16 protein-coding genes are annotated in these 20,073 nt (G+C 68.9%); 6 read left to right on the forward strand and 10 right to left on the reverse strand.

Annotated features, from left to right (window positions below):
* Nucleotides 1-37 precede the first annotated feature (37 nt).
* The 3 genes from DEJ12_RS07650 (at nucleotide 38) to DEJ12_RS07660 (ending at nucleotide 2,124) form a co-directional block, all read left to right on the forward strand.
* Entirely contained in the window at nucleotides 38-787 is a 750-nt protein-coding gene (locus tag DEJ12_RS07650) for a CPBP family intramembrane glutamic endopeptidase (protein WP_035807570.1), read from the forward strand.
* 112 nt (nucleotides 788-899) lie between these two features.
* The gene (locus DEJ12_RS07655; protein WP_111029557.1) at nucleotides 900-1,379 is read left to right on the forward strand and encodes a peroxiredoxin; all 480 of its coding nucleotides are present in this window, start codon (nucleotides 900-902) and stop codon (nucleotides 1,377-1,379) included.
* A 193-nt stretch (nucleotides 1,380-1,572) separates the two neighbouring features.
* Nucleotides 1,573-2,124, forward strand: a complete 552-nt coding sequence (locus tag DEJ12_RS07660; protein WP_111029558.1) for a PH domain-containing protein — start codon at nucleotides 1,573-1,575, stop codon at nucleotides 2,122-2,124.
* A 114-nt stretch (nucleotides 2,125-2,238) separates the two neighbouring features.
* On the opposite strand, the gene DEJ12_RS07665 is transcribed toward DEJ12_RS07660, so the two are convergent.
* Nucleotides 2,239-2,703 carry a hypothetical protein gene (locus DEJ12_RS07665; RefSeq protein ID WP_146245552.1) on the reverse strand — a complete coding sequence of 155 codons (465 nt, stop codon included), beginning with the start codon at nucleotides 2,701-2,703 and terminating at the stop codon, nucleotides 2,239-2,241.
* 211 nt (nucleotides 2,704-2,914) lie between these two features.
* The gene (locus DEJ12_RS07670) at nucleotides 2,915-4,633 is read right to left on the reverse strand and encodes an ABC transporter family substrate-binding protein (protein ID WP_111029560.1); all 1,719 of its coding nucleotides are present in this window, start codon (nucleotides 4,631-4,633) and stop codon (nucleotides 2,915-2,917) included.
* Nucleotides 4,634-4,888: 255 nt separating this feature from the next.
* Here DEJ12_RS07670 and DEJ12_RS07675 point away from each other — a divergent pair, with 255 nt between their 5' ends.
* From DEJ12_RS07675 to DEJ12_RS07685, 3 genes are read left to right on the forward strand one after another with little or no spacing between them, the layout of a single operon-like run.
* The gene (locus DEJ12_RS07675) at nucleotides 4,889-5,869 is read left to right on the forward strand and encodes an ABC transporter permease (protein WP_110864437.1); all 981 of its coding nucleotides are present in this window, start codon (nucleotides 4,889-4,891) and stop codon (nucleotides 5,867-5,869) included.
* 3 nt (nucleotides 5,870-5,872) lie between these two features.
* Nucleotides 5,873-6,811 (forward strand): ABC transporter permease, encoded by a 939-nt coding sequence (locus DEJ12_RS07680; protein ID WP_071404170.1) that lies wholly within the window; start codon nucleotides 5,873-5,875, stop codon nucleotides 6,809-6,811.
* The gene (locus tag DEJ12_RS07685; protein ID WP_111029561.1) at nucleotides 6,804-8,948 is read left to right on the forward strand and encodes a dipeptide ABC transporter ATP-binding protein; all 2,145 of its coding nucleotides are present in this window, start codon (nucleotides 6,804-6,806) and stop codon (nucleotides 8,946-8,948) included. Before DEJ12_RS07680 ends, DEJ12_RS07685 begins: the two co-directional genes overlap by 8 nt.
* Before the next feature lie 104 nt (nucleotides 8,949-9,052).
* Here the strand turns inward: DEJ12_RS07685 and DEJ12_RS07690 are convergent, their stop codons facing one another.
* The 8 genes from DEJ12_RS07690 to gcvT all read right to left on the reverse strand — a co-directional run bounded on the left by DEJ12_RS07690 (nucleotide 9,053) and on the right by gcvT (nucleotide 20,064).
* On the reverse strand, nucleotides 9,053-9,559 hold the full coding sequence (locus DEJ12_RS07690) for a PH domain-containing protein (RefSeq protein WP_071404172.1): 507 nt from the start codon (nucleotides 9,557-9,559) through the stop codon (nucleotides 9,053-9,055).
* A gap of 62 nt (nucleotides 9,560-9,621) precedes the next feature.
* Nucleotides 9,622-11,364, reverse strand: a complete 1,743-nt coding sequence (locus DEJ12_RS07695) for an ABC transporter ATP-binding protein (RefSeq protein ID WP_071404173.1) — start codon at nucleotides 11,362-11,364, stop codon at nucleotides 9,622-9,624.
* The gene (locus DEJ12_RS07700; RefSeq protein ID WP_111022608.1) at nucleotides 11,361-12,311 is read right to left on the reverse strand and encodes an ABC transporter permease; all 951 of its coding nucleotides are present in this window, start codon (nucleotides 12,309-12,311) and stop codon (nucleotides 11,361-11,363) included. Before DEJ12_RS07700 ends, DEJ12_RS07695 begins: the two co-directional genes overlap by 4 nt.
* On the reverse strand, nucleotides 12,301-13,230 hold the full coding sequence (locus DEJ12_RS07705; RefSeq protein ID WP_111022607.1) for an ABC transporter permease: 930 nt from the start codon (nucleotides 13,228-13,230) through the stop codon (nucleotides 12,301-12,303). Before DEJ12_RS07705 ends, DEJ12_RS07700 begins: the two co-directional genes overlap by 11 nt.
* Before the next feature lie 224 nt (nucleotides 13,231-13,454).
* Nucleotides 13,455-15,080: an ABC transporter substrate-binding protein gene (locus DEJ12_RS07710; protein WP_111022606.1), complete on the reverse strand. Its 1,626-nt coding sequence runs from the start codon at nucleotides 15,078-15,080 to the stop codon at nucleotides 13,455-13,457.
* A gap of 538 nt (nucleotides 15,081-15,618) precedes the next feature.
* Nucleotides 15,619-18,540: an aminomethyl-transferring glycine dehydrogenase gene (gene gcvP, locus DEJ12_RS07715; protein WP_111029562.1), complete on the reverse strand. Its 2,922-nt coding sequence runs from the start codon at nucleotides 18,538-18,540 to the stop codon at nucleotides 15,619-15,621.
* The gene (gene gcvH / locus DEJ12_RS07720; RefSeq protein WP_111029563.1) at nucleotides 18,537-18,914 is read right to left on the reverse strand and encodes a glycine cleavage system protein GcvH; all 378 of its coding nucleotides are present in this window, start codon (nucleotides 18,912-18,914) and stop codon (nucleotides 18,537-18,539) included. Before gcvH ends, gcvP begins: the two co-directional genes overlap by 4 nt.
* Nucleotides 18,915-18,918: 4 nt before the next feature.
* Nucleotides 18,919-20,064 carry a glycine cleavage system aminomethyltransferase GcvT gene (gene gcvT, locus DEJ12_RS07725; RefSeq protein ID WP_111029564.1) on the reverse strand — a complete coding sequence of 382 codons (1,146 nt, stop codon included), beginning with the start codon at nucleotides 20,062-20,064 and terminating at the stop codon, nucleotides 18,919-18,921.
* Between the last annotated feature and the right edge of the window lie 9 nt (nucleotides 20,065-20,073).

The following is a 20,073-nucleotide window of genomic DNA, read 5'->3' on the forward strand; positions in this document are numbered from 1 at the left end:
GTCTACCGGTAGTTCGCAAGCGACAGGAGTACAGCGCATGAGCCGTCGGCGAACGTGGGTCGAGATCACCATCGTCCTGCTGCTCTCGCTCGGTGCCAGCGCCCTCTACTCGATCCTGCAGATCATCGACGACCTGTCCCAGACGACCCCGCTCGGCGAGCAGTCGACGGCGCTGAACACCTCGTCGACGACGGTGCAGTACGTCGACCTCGCCCGGCAGCTCCTCGGCATCGCGGTGGACCTGGCCCCGGTGGCGCTCGTCTGCTACCTGCTGTGGAGCACGTCGCGACCCCACCTGGGCCGGCTCGGGATCGACCGGTTCCGGGCGAAGCCGGACCTGGGCGGCCCGGCGCTCATCGCCCTGTGCATCGGGATCCCGGGGCTCGCGCTGTACTTCGCGGGGCGGGCGCTCGGCATCACGGTCGCGGTCGACCCCGCCGCGCTGAACTCGTACTGGTGGACGGTCCCGGTCCTGCTGCTGTCCGCGATCCGCTCGGGCCTGCAGGAAGAGGTGATCGTGATCGGGTACCTCTACGCCCGTCTCGGCGACCTCGGGTGGGGCCGCTGGCAGATGATCCTGTCGACCGCTCTGCTGCGCGGCAGCTACCACCTGTACCAGGGGTTCGGGGCGTTCATCGGCAACGCGGTGATGGGCGTCGTGTTCGGCTGGATCTACACGAGGTGGGGCCGGCTCCTGCCGCTCGTCATCACGCACGCCCTGCTCGACGCGGTGGTCTTCGTCGGGTACCCCTGGGTGGCGCACGCGTTCCCGCAGTTGTTCTCGTAGGCGGCGGCGCGTCGACGCTCCGCTGGCCGTTCAGCGCGTCGCGGGCGCATCCACAGCCCCCGCACAGCGCGCCGAGGGGCAACCACCGCCGGGCCGCCCTACCGTGAGACGCATGAGCATCCCCGCGATCGGCGAGTCCGCCCCGTCGTTCACCCTGCCGGGGATGGTCGTGCGCGGCGGCGTCCGCTCCGACGACGAGTACGACCTGTCCGCCGAGATCGGCCGGACCGTCGTGCTGGCCTTCTACCCGGGCGACGCGACCGCGGTCTGCACGGCCCAGCTCTGCAGCTACCAGGCCGAACTCGACGAGTTCACCGACCTCGGCGCGACGGTGTGGGGCATCAGCCCGCAGGCACTCGACTCGCACGAGGGGTTCGCCCGCGGATCCTCGCTCGCGTTCCCGCTGCTCAGCGACACCGCGGGCTCGGTGATCCGCGCCTACGGGGTGCAGGCCCCGGGCATCGGCCTGCGTCGGTCGGTCTTCGTGATCGGCCCCGACGGCGTGGTCCGGTGGCGGCACATCGGTCTGGTCGGCCTGCGGTTCCCGAAGGCCGAGACCATCCGCGAACAGATCGAACTACTCGTTTCGTAGTCCTCGGCGTGGGATTCCCCTGAATGCGTCGCGATGGGGTATTGACACCCCAACTGGGGGCGACGACCATTGACGGCACGAGGGTCCGTCCAGGATCTGCCTCCCCGGGGAATCGGGTCGTCCGGAGATACGCGCCGGTGTGTCACACCCGCTCCCCGGGCGTCTCCGGGGAGGCATCTCGTACCCTCGTCCGGTGCCCTCCACCATCGTCGCCCCCGGCCTGCGCGCCCTCGCCGTCGTCCTCTGGGTCGTGGCCGTCGCGCTCGTCCCGCTGGCGCTGCTCGGCGGCGGCGCCCCCTGGCTCGTGCCGATCCCGAGCATCGCCGTCGCGTTCGTCGCCTGGGCAGCGCTGTGGCGTCCCCGGATCGAGCTGACGCCGGAGCACCTGCGCATCGTGGACGTCCGGCGGACCAGCACCTACACCTGGTCCCGCATCAGCGAGGTGCGCACGAAGTACGGCATCGAGGTGGTCACCAGCGAGGGCGTCCGCCGCGTCTGGATCGCGACCCGCCCGACGGCGCGTCTCGCCGCGCACACCGGTGACCGGCCGGGAGGCCCGGATCGCCTGGACGTCGACGCTGCGGCCGCGCAGATGCTGGCCCACGTGCCCGCCCCGGCCGAGCAGGACGGCCCGCCCCCGTCGACCGTGACGGCTGCGCCGATCACGCACCGCACCCACGGCTGGACGATCCTGGCGATGGTCGTCCTCGGGGTCGCGGCGTCGCTCGCGGCGGCACGGTTCTAGCGGTCGCGCAGTCGTCGCGGCCGGTCCGGTCGGCCGGCAGCCCGACGCAGAACGACACCCCCGACGTCGTGCGACGTCGGGGGTGTCGTTGGGACTTTCCGTCCACAGCTGTGCTCAGCGGTAGAAGCCGACGGTCTCCTCGCGGTTCGGCGTGATGCGGTTCACGACCCGAACGATCTCACCGTTGGATCCCTTCTTGTAAACCTTGTTGGGCTTGTACGTGTAGCAAGTGCCAGAAGTGATCACCTTGTAGACGCCCGAATCCCAGAACGTTCCGCTGGCCCCAGTCGAGTTCCGCGTGTACGGCGACAGCGTCGCCTGCCCGCCACCGGTGCGGCTGAAGCACACACGGAAGCTCACCAACCGTGCGCTGGTCGACTTCACCTCACTGAAGGTTGCAGTGGTCCGGTAAACGTTGGTCTTGCCGCTGTCGTCCTTGAAGGTGTTCGACCCACCGACGACCGTGCTCCCGCCGATGTGCACGATGACGACCTCGGCAGCGCTCGCCGACGTGGCGGTGAACCCCAAGAACGCGAGCGTCATCGCTGCGACGCCCATCATCATCTTCCTCTTTCGCATGAATTTGCCCCTTGTCTCGCGAAGGGCGATAGCCCCTACCGCCCTCGGCAAGGGTTGCAGGACACAACATCACGCGTCAAATGAAGGTCCTGGCAGTTGAGCAGCCGACAGGCCCGGCAAGGAACGACACCCCCGACGTCGTGCGACGTCGAGGGTGTCGTTCGTGAACGGTGTCGTTCGTGAACGGTGTTGTTCGTGAACGCGGTGCCGACTACTTCGTGTAGCCGACGTCCTGCCACTTGACCGAGGACTGCTGGAACTGCGCCGGACCGTAGTTCACCAGGTCCTTGCGCACACCCCAGGCGTACGGCTCGGCGAACAGCGGGATGGTGCCGGCGACCGCGACGATCTTCTTGTCGATGGCCTGCGCGTCCTTGATGCGGGCATCCGGGTCGAGCTCGCCGTTCGCCTTGTCCCACGCGGCACCGAGCGAGTCGTCCGTCACGCCGGTGTAGTTCTGGCCGGCGTCGGCGGGGTAGTAGATCGACTTCAGCGACGAGATCGGGAACGGGGTGCCCTGCCACGCGAAGTACGTGGCGTCGAAGTCACGGGTCGTCGTGGTGATGTACTTCGTGAAGAAGTCATCGGTGGGCACGGTGTCGATGGTCACCTTGAAGCCGGCGAGCTTGGTCTGCTGCTGCACGAGCTGCGCGACGTTCGCCGAGTTCGGGTTGTCCGACGGGATCACGAAGCGGACGTCGAGTTCCTTGCCGCCCTTGGTTGCGTAGCCGTCCGAGCCGATCTTCCAGCCGGCGTCCTCGAGCTTCGACTTCGCCTTGTCGGTGCTGTAGCCGTAGACGCTCGACGCGTCGTCCTCGTAGCCCTGCTGTCCGGGCAGGTAGACGAGGTTGTTGAGCACGTCGCCCGGGCTCTTCACCGGCGACAGGATCGCCTGGGCCACGACCTTGCGGTTGATGGCCTGTGCGAACGCCTGGCGCACGTCCTGGTCCTTGAAGACGTCCGAGGTGCCGTTCAGCGTGATCTGACGCTGCGTGGTGCCGAGCGAGCGCTCGATCTTCGAGTCGGACCGCGAGTTCGCCGTCTTGAGGTTGTCGGCGCTGCCGTTCAGGTTGAAGGCGTCGAGCTCCTTGTTGCCGTACGCCTGGGCGACGCCGTCACGCGAGACCGTCTTGAAGACGATCGTGTCGAGCTTGCCCGGGTCACCCCACCACTTGGAGTTCTTCTCGAAGGTCACGACGCCACCGTTGGTGTCGAAGGACTTCAGGATGTACGGACCACCGGAGACGTAGGTCTTGCCGTCGGCGGCGTACGGCGCCTTGGCCCAGGCCTTGTTGAAGTGGTCCGGGGTGTCGACGGCCCAGTACGGGTAGATCGCGGTGAGGACGCTCGCCCAGTCGGCGTTGGTCTTCGAGAACGTCATGATGACGTCACGCTCGTCGGAGCCCTGCTTGACCGAGTCCACGTCCTCCCACACGTTGGTGGCGAGGGGCGCGAACGCCTTGTTCGTGCCGTTCAGCGCCTTCCAGTTCGCGATGACGTCCTTCGCGCTGATCGGGGTGCCGTCCGACCACACGGCCTTCGGGTTGATCTTGATCTCGACGGTCTGGGGCGAGTCCTTGGTCAGCTCGACGGACGTCGCGTAGTCCTTGTTCGCCTCCCACTCGCCGTTCTCCTTGAACTGGATGAAGCCCGGCAGGTAGGTCTGCGAGATCGTCGTGTCGTCGACGGTCCCCGAGTCCAGGTTGGCCAGCTGCCAGTTCGCCGGAGCCGTGTCGATCGGCAGGGTGATCGACCCGCCGTCCTTGACGTCGGCGCGGTCCGCGACGGTCCAGCCGGTCGACTTCAGCGACGACTCGGCGACCGCGGAGTTGTCGCCGCCCGCTTCTCCGCCGCCGGAGCAGCCGGCCAGCACGACGGCAGCAGCCGCAGCGGTGGCCAGGACGGCGATGCCCTTGATCCTCTTTCGCATGGCGAGGATTCCCTTTCGTTGTGGTTCGCGCAGATCGCGCTGGACCGCGGCGGCCCCCGCCGTCGCGCCTGTTGGTTGAGAACCCTAGCCACATCCGAAGGCGGCACAAGGGTCTGTGCGATGAATCGAAACACGCTCGTAACGAATGTTGCATAGCGTCACTTCCGTTGTCCCACCCAGTCGCTCGAACGGCTAGCCTGTCGCCACCGACAACGCCGTCCGGTCGGACGGCCGCACCCAGAGGTCACGAACCACATGCTCGCCTTCATCGCAAAGCGGATCGTCAACTACATCGTCCTGACGATCGTGGCGACCACGCTCGGGTACATCCTCGCCAGCACGACGCTCAACCCGGCCGCCCGGTTCCTGGGGCGCAACCCGGCCGTGCCGCCGGGCACCATCCAGGCGTCGCTCCGCAAGCTCGGCGCCGATCCGGACACCCCGCTCCTCGTCCGCACCTGGGACTGGTGGGTCGGTCTGGTGACGCACGGCTCACTCGGCATGAGCACCCGCGGCACCGAGGTGACGGCCGACATCATCGCCCGCTCCGGCACCAGCCTGCGGCTGCTCGTGATCGGCACACTCCTCGGCGCGATCCTCGGGGTGCTCCTCGGCGTCTGGAACGCTGTCCGGCAGTACCGCACCTCCGACCAGGTGTCGACGTACCTGTCGTTCGCGGTGCTCGCCACCCCGACCTTCGTCATCGCGGTCGTGCTGATGATCCTCGCGACCACGCTCAACCAGGGCGTCGGGACGCAGGTGATCCGGTTCACCGGCGAGTACACGCCGGGGGTGACCGGGTTCTTCCCGGTGCTCGGCGACCGGCTCGTGCACCTGTTGTTACCGACGATCTCGCTGACCATCGGCGCCGTCGCCACCTACTCGCGCTACCAGCGCTCGGCGATGCTCGACGTGCTGTCGAACGACTTCATCCGCACCGCACGGTCAAAGGGCCGCACCCGCGGGTCGGCGATCATGCGCCACGGTGTGCGGGTCGCCCTCATCCCGATGTCGACCTTCTTCGCGTACTCGTTCGGACTCATCCTGACCGGCGCGAGCATCACCGAGCTGGTCTTCAGCTGGCACGGCATGGGCGAGTACTTCGTCCAGAGCATCAGCAACAACGACATCAACGCGGCGTCGGGCACGATCCTCTTCACGGCGATCCTCGTGCTCATCGCAGGGACCCTCGCGGACCTGCTGTACGCCGCGCTCGACCCGCGAGTGAGGGTGTGACCCGTGTCTGTTCTCGACCCCACGACCACGACCACCGCCGGTGACCCCGGCGACGGCAACGCCGGGACGCCGGCGCACGTCATCGAGGTGAAGGGCGGCCGCACCCCGCTCTGGCGCAAGGTGTTCGGCACCTGGCGCGCACGCATCGGTGGCAGCGCCCTGCTCCTCATCATCCTCTGGGCGTTCCTCGGCCCGTACCTGTACCACTGGAACGCCGTCGACTCCGACGGGCTGGCGTTCGGCATGCCGCCGAGCGCTGCGCACTGGTTCGGCACGAACGACATCGGCCAGGACATCTACGCGCAGACCCTGGTCGGCCTGCAGAAGTCGCTGCTCATCGGCCTGATCGCCGGACCGGCAGCGACCCTGATCGCCGGCATCGTCGGCGCGATCGCCGGGTACTTCGGCGGCCTCACCGACCGGCTGCTCGTGTGGGTCATCGACCTGCTGCTCGTGATCCCGTCGTTCTACGCGCTCGTGCTGCTCAGCCCGGTGTTCAAGAACCTGACGTGGGTTGCCCTCATCGTCGGCCTCGCGGTGTTCAGCTGGATGGTGATGGCCCGGGTGATCCGCGGTCAGACGATGTCGCTCCGCGAACGCGACTACGTCAAGGCCGCCCGGTTCATGGGCGTCCCGGCGTTCACGATCATCCGTCGGCACATCCTGCCGAACGTGGCGTCGCTGCTCATCATCGACGCCACGCTCGGCGTCGGCGCCGCGATCCTGGCGGAGAGCTCGCTGAGCTTCTTCGGCTTCGGCATCCAGATCCCCGACGTGTCGCTCGGCACCCTGCTCGCCGCCGGCAGCCAGTCCGCCGTCACCCGCCCGTGGCTGTTCGTCCTGCCCGCCGCGACGCTCGTCGCGACCGTGCTCTCGACCAGCCTGCTCGGCGACGCCCTGCGCGACGCCATCGACCCCACCTCCGGAGCCAACCGTGACTGAGCCGCTGCTCACCGTGTCCGACCTGTCGGTCACGTTCAACCCGAAGACCAAGCCCGTCTACGCGGTCCGGGGTGTCGACTACTCGGTGGCCCCCGGTGAGTTCCTCGGCATCGTGGGCGAGTCGGGTTCCGGCAAGTCGGTGTCCTCGATGGCCGTGATGGGTCTGCTGCCGTCGTCCGCCCAGGTGCAGGGCAGCATCCGGTTCGACGGCCAGGAGCTCGTCGGCCGGAACGACCGCGAGATGTCGGCGCTGCGCGGCCGCGACATCGCGATGGTGTTCCAGGACCCGCTGTCCGCTCTGACGCCGGTGTACACGATCGGCCAGCAGATCATCGAGGGCCTGCGCCTGCACGACCGCTCCCTCACCCAGCACGCCGCACGCACCCGCGCCGAGGAACTCCTGCGCATCGTCGGCATCCCGAACCCGGCGCGACGACTGGACGCGTTCCCGCACGAGTTCTCCGGCGGCATGCGCCAGCGCGCGATGATCGCCATCGCCATCGCGAACGACCCGAAGCTGATCATCGCGGACGAGCCCACCACGGCGCTCGACGTGACGATCCAGGCGCAGATCCTCGACGTGCTGCAGACCGCCAAGGACATGACCGGTGCGGCCGTCGTGCTCATCACGCACGACCTCGGCGTCGTCGCCGGCAACGCCGACCGCGTCGCCGTGATGTACGCCGGCCGGATCGTCGAGACAGCGCCGGTGCTCCCCCTGTTCCGTGAACCGGTGATGCCCTACACGATCGGGCTGCTCCGCTCGATGCCGAACATGACGTCCGCCCGCACCGAGCGGCTCGTCCCGCTCGACGGCCGCCCGCCCCTGCTCACGCAGAAGCCGACCGGCTGCCCGTTCGCCGACCGCTGCCCCGCCGTCATCGACGCGTGCCGCGACGGCGAACCCGCCCTCGTCGCACCGACGGTGCCGCAGAGCGCCGACAACCCGGTCCTGACCGGTGCCGTCCAGACGATCGGCAACGGCACCCTGCTCGACGACCACACCGCCGCGTGCATCCGTCGCGACGAGATCGCCGCGGGCACCCTCGAGCGCTCGGAGATCTTCCCCCGCCCCGAGGACGTCCCCGAGGCAGCGGTCGACCACGGCGACGAGGTCGTGCTCGAGCTACAGGACGTCGTCAAGACGTTCCCGCTCACCAAGGGCGCGCTCTTCCGCCGGCAGATCGGCGAGGTGCACGCGGTGGACGGCATCTCCCTGACGCTCAAGCGCGGCCAGGTGCTCGGTCTGGTCGGCGAGTCCGGCTGCGGCAAGACGACCACCATCATGGAGATCCTCGAGCTCGCCGGGGCCCAGCACGGCACCATCCGGGTGAACGGCGTCGACACCGCCTCGCTGTCCAAGAAGGACCGTCTGGCACTGCGCCGCGACATCCAGGTCGTGTTCCAGGACCCGATGGCGTCGATCGACCCGCGCCTCGACATCGGCTCGGTGATCGGTGAACCCCTCACCGTGCACGGCGTCGCGAAGGACGAGATCCGCCGGCGGGTGCGCGAGGTCCTCGAGCTGGTCGGGCTCGAGCCGAGCTACATCGACCGGTACCCGCACGAGTTCTCCGGCGGCCAGCGGCAGCGCATCGGCATCGCCCGTGCGCTCATCGTCGAGCCGAAGATCCTGGTGCTCGACGAGCCGGTCTCCGCGCTCGACGTCTCGGTGCAGGCCGGTGTGATCAACCTGCTCGAGGACCTCAAGCACCGCCTCGGGCTGTCCTACCTGTTCGTGGCGCACGACCTGTCCGTCGTCCGGCACATCGCCGACGACGTCGCGGTCATGTACCTCGGCCGCATCGTCGAGTACGGCGACGGCGACGCGGTCTTCTCGGACCCGCAGCACCCGTACACCCGTGCCCTGCTGTCGGCCGTGCCGGTGCCGGACCCGATGGCCGAGGCCGCCCGCGGGCGCATCCTGCTCGACGGTGACCTGCCCTCCCCCACGGAGCGCATCGACGGCTGCCGGTTCCGCACGCGCTGCCCGCTCTACCTGCTCCTCGACGAGGGCCGGCAGGAGCAGTGCCGCACGATCGACCCGGGTCTCGAGCCCGTGCACGGCCGCGGTGTCGCCTGCATCCAGACCGACCAGGAGCACCTGCTCACCGAGCGGGTCGGTGCGGTCGTCTGACGACGCCGGTCACGCCGTGGACGTGACCAACGGACGGACGGGAGGCCCGGTACCAGCTGGTACCGGGCCTCCCGTCCGTCGTGTGGTCGCGATCGCGAGCCGCGTCAGGCTCCGAGCCACAGGCTGAGCAGCGAGGCGGCGAGCAGCGCCAGCGCCGCTGCGCCGACCGCCAGGGCCGGCACGTCCCAGCCGCGCACGGCGTCGCCGGCGCCGGTGCCGTCGCGGTGCTCGGACCAGCGGTCGAGCAGCACCGTCATCTCGTCGGGCTGTCGCAGGACGGCCCGCTCACCGCGCCGGGCCGGCTTCGGCCGCGGCAGCGACGGCCCGCCCCAGCACTGGACCTTCCGGCCGGCGACCGTCTCGATCACGATCTGCCAGCGGAGCCGGACGTCGGCGACGGCCTGCCACGGCACCACGGTGCGGCGGAGCGGGTTGACCACGGTGACCGCGCGCTCGTCGATGACGATGCACGGGCGGTAGGTCAGGACCCAGAGCGCCCAGACGAGCACGGCGATCGGGCCGGCGGCGCGGAGGACGACGTCCCAGCTCCCCCGGAACGCCGCATCGCCGAGCAGGAACAGGCCCAGGACGGCGACGAGGCCGGACGCCACCGCGCCCCCGCGACCAGCGCGGAGGACGACGGGGCGTCCGGCCTCGTTCGTGTCCAGGTGGATCAGCGTCCGAACTCGAACCCGGCGCCGGGGATGGCGGCCAGGAGGTCCTTCGTGTACTGCTCCTTCGGGGCGGCGAAGACCTCGTCGGTCGTCGCCTTCTCGACGATCTGCCCACGGCGCATGACGCACACGTTGTCCGCGACGAGGCGGACGACCGCGAGGTCGTGCGTGATGAACAGGTACGTCAGGCCGAGCTCGGTCTGCAGCTCGGTGAGCAGGTCGAGGATCTGCCCCTGCACGAGCACGTCGAGCGCGGAGACGGCCTCGTCGAGGACGATGACCTCCGGCTTGAGCGCCAGCGCGCGAGCGACGGCGATGCGCTGTCGCTGGCCACCGGACAGCTCGTTCGGGTAGCGGTTCACCATCGACTTCGGCAGCGCGACCTGGTCGAGCAGCTCGAGCACCCGGGCGCGACGCGATGCCTTGTCGCCCACCTTGTGCGTGGCGAGCGGCTCGGCGATCGTGTTCCCGACGTTGTACATCGGGTCCAGGGAGCCGTACGGGTCCTGGAACACCGGCTGCACGCGACGGCGGAAGTCGAAGAGGTCCTTGCCCTTCAGCGCGCCGATGTCGATGCCGTCGAACTGCACTGTGCCGCTCGTGATGCTCTCGAGCTGCAGGACGAGCTTCGCGACGGTCGACTTGCCCGAACCGGACTCGCCGACGAGCGCCGTGGTGGTGCCCTTCTGGATCGAGAACGACACGTCGTCGACGGCCTTGAGCTCGCGGGTGGCGAGGCTCTTGCCGCGCAGCTTGTAGACCTTCTCGAGGTTCTTCACCACGATGAGGTCCTCGGCCGGACGGTGTTCGCGCTCCTGGGCCCGGGCGATCAGCTCGGCGTCGTCGTTGCCGGCGTCGGCGATGTCGACGCGTGCGTGCTGCACCTTCGACTGGATGCGACGGCTGGCCAGCGACGGGGCCGCCGCGACGAGCCGCTGCGTGTACGGGTGCTGCGGGTTGGCGAGGATCTCCTTCGAGGGACCGGCCTCGACGACCTGGCCCTTGTACATCACGACGAGCTTCTCGGCGCGCTCGGCGGCGAGGCCGAGGTCGTGCGTGATGAACAGCACTGAGGTGCCGAAGTCGCGGGTCAGGCTCTCGAGGTGGTCGAGGATGACGCGCTGGACGGTGACGTCGAGCGCGCTCGTCGGCTCGTCGGCGATGAGCAGCTGCGGGCGGCTCGACAGACCGATGCCGATGAGCACGCGCTGGCGCATGCCGCCGGAGAACTCGTGCGGGTACTGCTTCAGGCGGGTCGAGGCGTCGCCGAGGCCGGCCTCCTGCAGGACCTCGACGGCACGGTCACGGACGGCCTTCTTGCCGGTCGCCATGCCGTTCGCACGGATCGCCTCCTCGACCTGGAAGCCGATCGACCACAGCGGGTTGAGGTTCGACATCGGGTCCTGGGGGACGTAGCCGATCTCCTTCCCGCGGATCTCCGACATCTCCTTGTCGCTCAGCCCGACGAGCTCGCGCCCGTTGAACTTGATCGAGCCACCGGTGACCTCACCGGTGCCGGGGAGCAGCTTGATGATCGCCTGGGCGCTCGTCGACTTGCCCGAACCGGACTCGCCGACGATGGCCAGGCGCTCGCCCTGCTCGAGGGTGAGGTTGACGCCGCGGACGGCCTGCACGAGGCCGCTCTGGGTCTTGAAGCCGACCTGCAGGTCGGTGATCTCGAGCAGCGGCGCGCCGGAACCACCGGTGCGGCTGCTGTTCGTCTGGGTCAGTGTCTCGCTCATCGGCGGGCCCTCGCCTTCGGGTCGAGCGCGTCGCGCACCACGTCACCGAGGAGCAGGAACGCGAGCACGGTGATGGACAGGGCTGCCGACGGCCAGAAGATCGTCGACGGTGCCGTTCGGATCGAGACCTGTGCGGTTCCGATGTCGAGGCCCCAGCTGAGTGCTGAGTCCGGGAGCCCGATGCCGAGGAACGACAGGGTCGCCTCAGCCACGATGAACGTGCCGAGCGACACCGTCGACACGACGATGACCGGGGCTACGGAGTTCGGGATCACGTGACGGACCAGCGTCTTGAAGCGGCTCACGCCGAGCGCGGCCGAGGCCATCACATAGTCGGACTGCTTCGCGCTGAGCACGGCACCACGCATGATGCGAGCGATCTGCGGCCAGGCGAACGCGGCGAGGACCAACGCCACTGTGATCGCGTTCCGCGCCGGGATGACCGACATGATCACGATTGCGCCGAGCACGGTGGGGATGGAGAAGAAGATGTCCGCGATGCGGGACACGATCGTGTCGAGCCATCCGCCGTAGAAGCCGGCGAGAGCGCCGATGATGACACCGACGATCGTGACCAGCACCGTGGCGACGATGCCGACGATCAGCGAGTTCCGTGCACCCCAGATGACACGTGAGTACACGTCGTAGCCCTGGCGGTTGTACCCGAAGATGTGGCCTGCTTCCGAGCCTTCGTTGCTCTTGGCGAGGATCGCCTTCCTCGGGTCGATGTGCGTGAAGAGGCCAGGGAACAACGCCACGACGATGATGAGCAGGATGAGCACGGCGGACACCCAGAACATCGGGCGGACACGCATGGAGTCCCAGGCATCGGTCCAGGTGGACCGGGTCTTCTCGTTCTCGTCGACCTGGTCGACCGCTTGGAGCGGGGTCTCCTCGATCGGAGCGACGTAGTGCGTCGCCGAGCGGGATGCGGCGTTACTTGGCATAGCGGATCCTCGGGTCCAGGACGGCGTAGAGCAGGTCGACCAGGAGGTTGGCGAGCATGAAGATGATGACCATCACGGCGACGAACGACACGACGGTCGGACCTTCGCCGAGCTTGACGGCCTGGAACACCGTGCCACCCACACCGTGGATGTTGAAGATGCCCTCGGTCACCACGGCGCCGACCATCAGGTTGCCGATGTCGACACCCAGGTACGTCACCACGGGGATGAGTGAGTTGCGGAAGATGTGCACGCCGACGACACGACGACGGGGCAGGCCCTTGGCCGTCGCGGTGCGGACGAAGTCAGCACTCATGTTCTCGGCGACGCTCGCGCGCGTCAGACGCACGATGTACGCAAACGACACCGAGGCGAGCACGATCGCGGGCAACACGAGTTCGTCCCACGGCGCTTCGCCGGACACCGTCACCCGGAACAGTCCGAGGTTGATGCCGAAGACGTACTGCAGCAGGAACCCGACGACGAAGGTCGGGACCGAGATGAGCAGCAGCGACACGACGAGTGCGGTGGCGTCGAACAGCTTGCCCTTGCGCAGACCAGCGATGACACCGACGACGATGCCGGCGACCGATTCGAACAGCAGCGCCAGGATCGCCAGACGGGCGGTGATCGGGAACGCCGAGGCGAGCTGCGAGCTGACCGGCAGACCCGAGTACGTCACGCCGAGGTCGCCGCGGAACACGCCGCCGATCCAGAGCAGGTACTGCACGATGAACGGCTTGTCGAGGTTGTACTGCTGTCGCAGCTGCTCGATCACCTGCGGTGTCGGCTGGCGGTCGCCGAACAGCGCGGCGATCGGGTCGCCGGGCAGCGAGAAGACCATGAAGTAGATGAGGAACGTGGCCCCGAAGAACACGGGGATGAGTTGCAGGAGGCGCTTGCCGAGGTACCAGAGCATCAGATCACTGCCCGGTCCGGAGCGATGTCGATCAGGTTCATTGTGGTGAGGGGTGGACGGTCCGAGGGTCGGCACGGAAGTCCGGTGCGGGAGGGCGCCCGCGGTGTGGGGGAAGGTCTTACCGCCGCGGTACGGGGGTTCGGGGGCCATGTGGCCCCCGAACCCCCGTCCGGTGGTCGCGAGGCAGGATACCTGCTCGCGTGGTGGTCTCTACGAGACCAGGGTCAGTTCTTGACCTCGACGTCGTAGTACAGCGGCACCGAGTTCCAGCCGAACTTGACGTTCGACACCTTGTCCGCGTTCCAGACACCGGTCACGTTGGAGTACCAGAGCGGGATCTCGGGCAGGTCCTCGAACAGGAGTTCCTGAGCCTGGTCGAAGATCTTGTTGCCCTCTTCGACAGTGGCTGCCGAACGGCCCTTCGCGAGCAGCTCGTTGTACTCGGCCGAGTCGTAGCGCGCGTAGTTGCTCGACGAGCCCTTGCCCATGGTCGGGCCGAGGAAGTTGTACAGCGAGGGGTAGTCGGCCTGCCAACCGGTGCGGCTGCCGCCCGTGAGCTTGTCGTTCGTCTGGAGGTCGAGGGCCTCCTGGAACGTCGGGATCGCGTTGCCTTCGGCCTTGATGCCGAGCGTGCTCGAGATCGAGTTCGTGACCGCGGTCACCCATGCCTGGTGGCCACCATCGGCGTTGTACGTGATGGTGAGGGTGTCGTCGTACTTCGAGATCTTGTCGGCCTCGGCCCAGAGCTTCTTGGCCTCGGACTTGTCGTACTCCAGGACGTCAGAGCCCTCGAGGTCGTCGTTCCAACCGGCGATCACCGGCGAGGTGAAGTCCTTGGCCGGGGTGCGGGTGCCGTCGAAGATCTTGTCGGTGATCTCCTTGCGGTTGATCGCCATCGAGACGGCCTCGCGACGGAGCTTGCCCTCTTCACCCTTCCAGTGGTCCAGGTAGTAGGGCAGGTAGATGCCCTGGAAGATCGCGGCGGGCTGGTTGACGTTCGAGTCCGGGAAGTCGGACTTGTACGTCTGGAAGTTGGCGTCCGGCACGGCGTCGAGGACATCGAGGTTGCCGCCCTGAGCATCCGCGTAGGCGGTGTCCTGCGAGGTGTAGAACGTGATCGTCAGACCACCGTTCTTCGGCTTGCGCTTGCCCTCGTAGTCCTTGTTGGCGACGAGCTTGATGGACTGGTTGTGGGTCCAGGCCTTCTTGCCGTCGAGCTTGTACGGACCATTGCCGATCGGGTTCTCACCGAACGCCTTGGTGTCGTCGTAGAACGCCGACGGCAGCGGCACGAAGGCCGAGTAGCCGAGCGAGAGCGGGAAGTCGGACTGTGCCGACTTCAGCTTCACGGTGAACTCGTCGTCGTTCACGACCTTGAGGCCGGTGAGCTCGGAGTCCTTCTCGGCGTTGTACCCCTCGATGTTCTCGAAGAAGTACGAGGCGCTCTGCTTGTTCGAGAACTGGGCCGCCCAGTTCCACGCCTTCGTGAAGGACTCGGCGGTGACCTTCTCGCCGTTCGTGAAGGTGTAACCCGTGTTCAGTTTGATGTCGAAGGTCTTCGAGTCATCGGTGTCGATGCTCTTCGCGACCTCGTTGACGGGCTTGCCGTCGGCGTCGTACGAGACGAGGCCCTCGAACAGCGAGTCGATGACCTTGCCGCCACCGGTCTCGGTGGTGTTCGACGGGATGAGGGGCTTCTGCGGCTCACTCCCGTTCGTGGTGACGATCCCGGACGCGTTCGCCGAGCCCGAGCCACCCCCGTCGGAGCTGTTGCTGGAGCAGGCGGTCAGGGCGAGTGCTGTGGCCCCGAGCACGGCGAGGGCGGAAAGCCCGGCGCGCTTCTTGATCAAGGTTCCTCCTGGTGCATGGGACGCGCAGGGCACAGCGGTGTCGCCCGGGCGCGTTTGACCTTTGCAGCGTAGGCAAGGTGAACAGCGGCGTCCAAACCCAGGGGCGAACGGTTACACGCCGGTAACCAACTTGCACGATCCTTGCGACAAGATGCAACATTCGCGCGCCTGCCGGTGAAGGGTGCGTTTTTGTTGCATCCGCATGAAATCCATTGCACTCCGTCACACTTCTGTGCAAGTCGGGGGACGGCCGAGCATCGCTCAGGGGTACGGCTCGGGGGCTGCGTCGAGCGGTCAGGACCTGCCGTGGGTGGCACGCCGAGTGGTCACGAACTGTCGGTTGGCGAGGGTCCGGACGACGGTTCGTGACCGCTCGGCGGAACTGAGCGGGGTGTCGTGACCAGCCGGGACGGGACCGTGCCGCCGGCCGGACACGACCGTGCCCCGCCCGGAGGACCGGACACGACCGTGCCCCGCCCGGAGGACCGGACGGGGCACGGGGCGCACGACGACGACGGGGTGTCGGCGCCGGTCGGGATCAGGCGAACGCCTCGATCGGCGGGCACGCGCACACCAGGTTGCGGTCCCCGTACGCCTGGTCGATGCGACGCACCGGCGGCCAGTACTTCCGGCCGCTGATGCCCGGCAACGGGTAGACGGCCTGCTCGCGGGTGTAGGCGTGTGCCCACTCCCCCGAGATCACCGACGAGGCGGTGTGCGGCGCGTGCACGAGCGGGTTGTCGTCCGCCGGCCACTCCCCGCGCTCCACCGCCGCTGCCTCGGCCCGGATCGCGAGCATGGCGTCGACGAAGCGGTCGAGCTCGGCGAGGTCCTCGCTCTCGGTCGGCTCGACCATGAGCGTGCCCGCCACCGGGAACGACATCGTCGGGGCATGGAACCCGTAGTCGACCAGGCGCTTCGCGACGTCGTCGACCGTGATGCCGGTGGTGTCACGCAGCGGGCGGAGGTCGAGGATGCACTCGTGCGCGACCAGTCCGTCGTCGCCCGTGTACAGCACCGGGAACGCGTCGCGCAGACGGGCCGCGATGTAGTTCGCCCCGAGGACCGCGGCCTCGGTCGCACGGGTGAGGCCCTCGAGCCCCATCATCCGGACGTAGGTCCAGGTGATGGGCAGGATGCTCGGGCTGCCGTACGGCGCCGCACTGACCGGGCCGCCGGCGTGGGCCAGGCGGTCGTCCGCCTCGGCAGCGGTCGCGCCGGAGCGCCGGTCGGCCTGCTGCGCGAACGGGTGACCGGGCAGGAACGGTGCCAGGTGTGCCTTCGCGGCGACGGGTCCCACGCCGGGGCCGCCACCGCCGTGCGGGATGCAGAAGGTCTTGTGCAGGTTGAGGTGCGACACGTCGCCGCCGAAGTCACCGAAGCGGGCGTGGCCGAGCAGCGCGTTGAGGTTCGCGCCGTCGACGTAGACCTGGCCGCCTGCGTCGTGCACGGCGTCGCAGATCTCACGGATGTCGTGCTCGTAGACGCCGTGGGTGGACGGGTACGTGATCATCAGCGCCGCGAGGGTGTCGGCGTGGGCGGCGACACGGGCCCGGAGGTCCTCGAGGTCGACGTTGCCGTTCTCGTCGCAGGCCACCACGACGACCTTCATGCCGGCGAGCACCGCGGACGCGGCGTTCGTGCCGTGCGCGCTCGACGGGATCAGGCAGACCGTCCGGTCCTCGTCGCCACGAGCCTGGTGGTACCCACGGATGGCCAGCAGCCCGGCGAGCTCGCCCTGGCTGCCGGCGTTCGGCTGCAGGGACACGGTGTCGTAGCCGGTGACCTCGGCGAGCCACGACTCGAGGTCGCCGATCATGTCGAGGTACCCCTCGACGTCCTCGCGCGGTGCGAACGGGTGGATGTTCGCGAACTCCGGCCAGGTCACGGCAGCCATCTCGGTCGCCGCGTTGAGCTTCATCGTGCAGCTGCCGAGCGGGATCATGCCGCGGTCGAGCGCGTAGTCCTTGTCGGACAGGTGCTTGAGGTACCGCATCATGCGGGTCTCGCTGCGGTGTGCGCTGAACACGGGGTGCGTCAGGTAGTCGCTCTCGCGCTGCAGGGCGGCCGGGAGGCCCGTGGCCGCGTCGCGCACGGCGGTCTCGGTCGCGGGGACGGTGACGTCCACCGCCCCGAGCACGCCCGCCAGCGCCACGACGTCGTCGGGCGTGGTCGTCTCGTCGACGGACAGCTGGAACGTGTCGGCGTCCACGACGTGCAGCAGGTAGCCGGCGTCCTGCGCTGCCGCGACGATCGCCTCGGCGCGACCGACGGCCCGCAGGGTGAGCGTGTCGAAGAAGGCGTCGTGCACGACCTCGACCCCGGCGTCACGCGCCACGGCGGCGAGTGCACCGGTGGTCCGCGCGACCCGGCCGGCGATGAACCGCAGGCCCTCGGGCCCGTGGTACACCGCGTACATCGAGGCCATCACGGCGAGCAGGACCTGCGCGGTGCAGATGTTGCTCGTCGCCTTCTCACGGCGGATGTGCTGCTCGCGGGTCTGCAGGCTGAGGCGGTAAGCCATCTGACCGTCGGCGTCGAAGGACACCCCGACCAGGCGACCGGGCAGCTGGCGCTCGAGGCCGGCGCGCACCGCGAGGTAGCCGGCGTGCGGGCCACCGAAGCCGAGCGGGACGCCGAAGCGCTGGCTCGTCCCGACGGCCACGTCGGCACCCAGGTCGCCGGGGCTGGCGAGCAGGGTCATCGCGAGCAGGTCGGCTGCGACGACGGCGATGCCGCCACCGGCGTGGACCCGCTCGATGACGGACGACGGGTCGACGATGCGGCCCGACGCGCCCGGGTACTGCAGGATGACGCCGAACGCGCCGTCGAGCTGGTCGTCGCTCGGGCCGGCGGCAGCGTCGAACGCGCGCAGCGTGATGCCCACGGCGTCGGCACGGTGGTCGAGCAGTGCACGGGTCTGCGGCAGCAGGTCGGCGTCGACGAGGAACGCGTCGCCCTTGACCTTGGACGCGCGGCGGGCGAGGAGCATGCCCTCGACCACGGCGGTGCCCTCGTCGAGCATCGAGGCGCCGGCGGTGGCCATGCCGGTCAGGTCGGACACCATCGTCTGGAAGTTGATGAGTGCTTCGAGGCGGCCCTGCGAGATCTCCGGCTGGTAGGGCGTGTACGCCGTGTACCAGCTCGGGTTCTCGAGCACGTTCCGCTGAATCACCGCGGGCGTGTGGGTGCCGTGGTAGCCGAGGCCGATCATCGCGCGGCGCACGGTGTTGCGGCCGGCCTTCGCGCGGAGTTCGGCGAGCGCTTCGGTCTCGCCGACGGCGGCCGGGATCACCGAGTCGGCGACTGGGCCGACGTGGATGGACTCCGGGATCGCCGCACGGACCAGGGCGTCGAGCGACGGCTGTCCGACGACGTCGAGCATGGCCTGCTGGTCGGCCGGGGTGGTGCCGATGTGGCGGTCGGCGAAGGACGTCTGGAGGTTCTCGAACGCGGTCATGCGATGCAGGCCCGGTACGCGTCGTGGTCCATCAGGTCCTCGGGGAACGAGGTGCCGTCGACCTTGATCTTCACGAGCCAGCCGGCACCGAACGGGTCCTGGTTGACGGTGTCGGGGGTGTCGACGACGGCGTCGTTGACCTCGACGACTTCGCCCTCGATCGGGGCGAAGAGCTCGCCGACGCTCTTGGTCGACTCGATCTCGCCGATCTGGTCGCCGGCGGTGGTCGCGGTGCCGACGGCGGGGAGCTCGACGTAGACGACGTCACCGAGCTGCTCGGCGGCGTGGTCGGTGATGCCGACGGTGACGGTGTCGCCCTCGACGAGCAGCCACTCGTGGTCGGCCGTGTACTGGAGTGCGGTCTGGTCGGTCATGGGGTCAGCCTTTCGAAGCGCGGCGGTAGAAGGGGAACGCGGAGACCGTGCTGGGGACGGCAGTCCCGCGGACGTCGATGTGGAGGACCTGTGCCCCGTCCGACACGGCGGCGAGCGCAGCCGGGTCGACGAAGGCCATCGCGACGGGGTGTCCGAGCGTCGGCGAGAGCGCGCCCGAGGTCACGGTGCCGACGACCGTGCCGTCGAGCACGACGTCGTAGCCGGCTCGGGGAGCACGGCGGCCCTCCGTCACCAGACCGACGAGCACGCGGGCGTCCGCCGACGGGGTGACGCCGGCCGCACCGACGAAGTCGCCGTCCTTCGCGACGACGCGGCCCAGGCCGGCCTGGGCCGGACGGACGTCGGTGCCGAGCTCGTGCCCGTAGAGGGGCATGCCGGCCTCGAGTCGCAGGGTGTCGCGCGCGGCGAGCCCGGCGGGGACGACGCCGCGGTCGGCACCGGCCTCGAGCAGGGCGTCCCAGAGCGCCGGGGCGGTGTCCGGGTCGGTGTAGACCTCGAAGCCGTCCTCGCCGGTGTACCCGGTCCGGGCGACGAGCACGTCGGCACCGTCGAACAGCGCGTGCAGCACGCGGTAGTAGCCGAGTTCGTCGAGCGGTGTCTCGGGCTGCAGGCGGTCGGCGACGACGAGCGCGTCGAGCGTGCCGGCAGCCGTGGGGCCCTGGATCGCGACGAGGGCCGTCGTGTCGGAGTCGTCGGAGACCTCGACGTCGAAGCCGTCGGCCCGGGCGGTGAGCGCGGTGACGGCCACGTCGCGGTTGGACGCGTTCGCGACGACGAGGAAGACGTCGTCGTCGGTCCGGTACACGACGAGGTCGTCGAGGATCCCGCCGTCCTCGGCGAGCAGCAGCGAGTACTTGGCGCGGCCGATGGGCATCGTGCCGAAGGAACCGGCGAGCGCGTGGTCGAGGAAGGCGACGGCATCGCTGCCGGTCACCCCGATCTCGGCCATGTGCGACAGGTCGAAGACGCCGGCGGCCTGGCGCACGGCGTGGTGCTCGGCGAGGTCCGACGAGTAGCGCACGGGCATGCGGTACCCGGCGAAGTCGGTGAAGGTCGCACCGGCGGCCTCGTGCACGGCTTCGAGCGGCGACGAACGCTGACCCGGCGTGGGCAGTGGGGACGGACTCATGGCGGAGTT

Source organism: Curtobacterium sp. MCLR17_059, assembly GCF_003234665.1.
GTDB classification, from domain to species: Bacteria; Actinomycetota; Actinomycetes; order Actinomycetales; family Microbacteriaceae; genus Curtobacterium; species Curtobacterium flaccumfaciens.

What these genes read in the sequence shown, in the direction of transcription:
- DEJ12_RS07650 (WP_035807570.1), top strand. Translation starts at nt 38, where the DNA reads ATGAGCCGTCGGCGAACGTGGGTCGAGATCACCATCGTCCTGCTGCTC.
- DEJ12_RS07655 (WP_111029557.1), top strand. Translation starts at nt 900, where the DNA reads ATGAGCATCCCCGCGATCGGCGAGTCCGCCCCGTCGTTCACCCTGCCG.
- DEJ12_RS07665 (WP_146245552.1), bottom strand. Translation starts at nt 2,703, where the DNA reads ATGCGAAAGAGGAAGATGATGATGGGCGTCGCAGCGATGACGCTCGCG.
- DEJ12_RS07670 (WP_111029560.1), bottom strand. Translation starts at nt 4,633, where the DNA reads ATGCGAAAGAGGATCAAGGGCATCGCCGTCCTGGCCACCGCTGCGGCT.
- DEJ12_RS07675 (WP_110864437.1), top strand. Translation starts at nt 4,889, where the DNA reads ATGCTCGCCTTCATCGCAAAGCGGATCGTCAACTACATCGTCCTGACG.
- DEJ12_RS07695 (WP_071404173.1), bottom strand. Translation starts at nt 11,364, where the DNA reads ATGAGCGAGACACTGACCCAGACGAACAGCAGCCGCACCGGTGGTTCC.
- DEJ12_RS07700 (WP_111022608.1), bottom strand. Translation starts at nt 12,311, where the DNA reads ATGCCAAGTAACGCCGCATCCCGCTCGGCGACGCACTACGTCGCTCCG.
- DEJ12_RS07705 (WP_111022607.1), bottom strand. Translation starts at nt 13,230, where the DNA reads ATGCTCTGGTACCTCGGCAAGCGCCTCCTGCAACTCATCCCCGTGTTC.
- gcvP (WP_111029562.1), bottom strand. Translation starts at nt 18,540, where the DNA reads ATGACCGCGTTCGAGAACCTCCAGACGTCCTTCGCCGACCGCCACATC.
- gcvH (WP_111029563.1), bottom strand. Translation starts at nt 18,914, where the DNA reads ATGACCGACCAGACCGCACTCCAGTACACGGCCGACCACGAGTGGCTG.
- gcvT (WP_111029564.1), bottom strand. Translation starts at nt 20,064, where the DNA reads ATGAGTCCGTCCCCACTGCCCACGCCGGGTCAGCGTTCGTCGCCGCTC.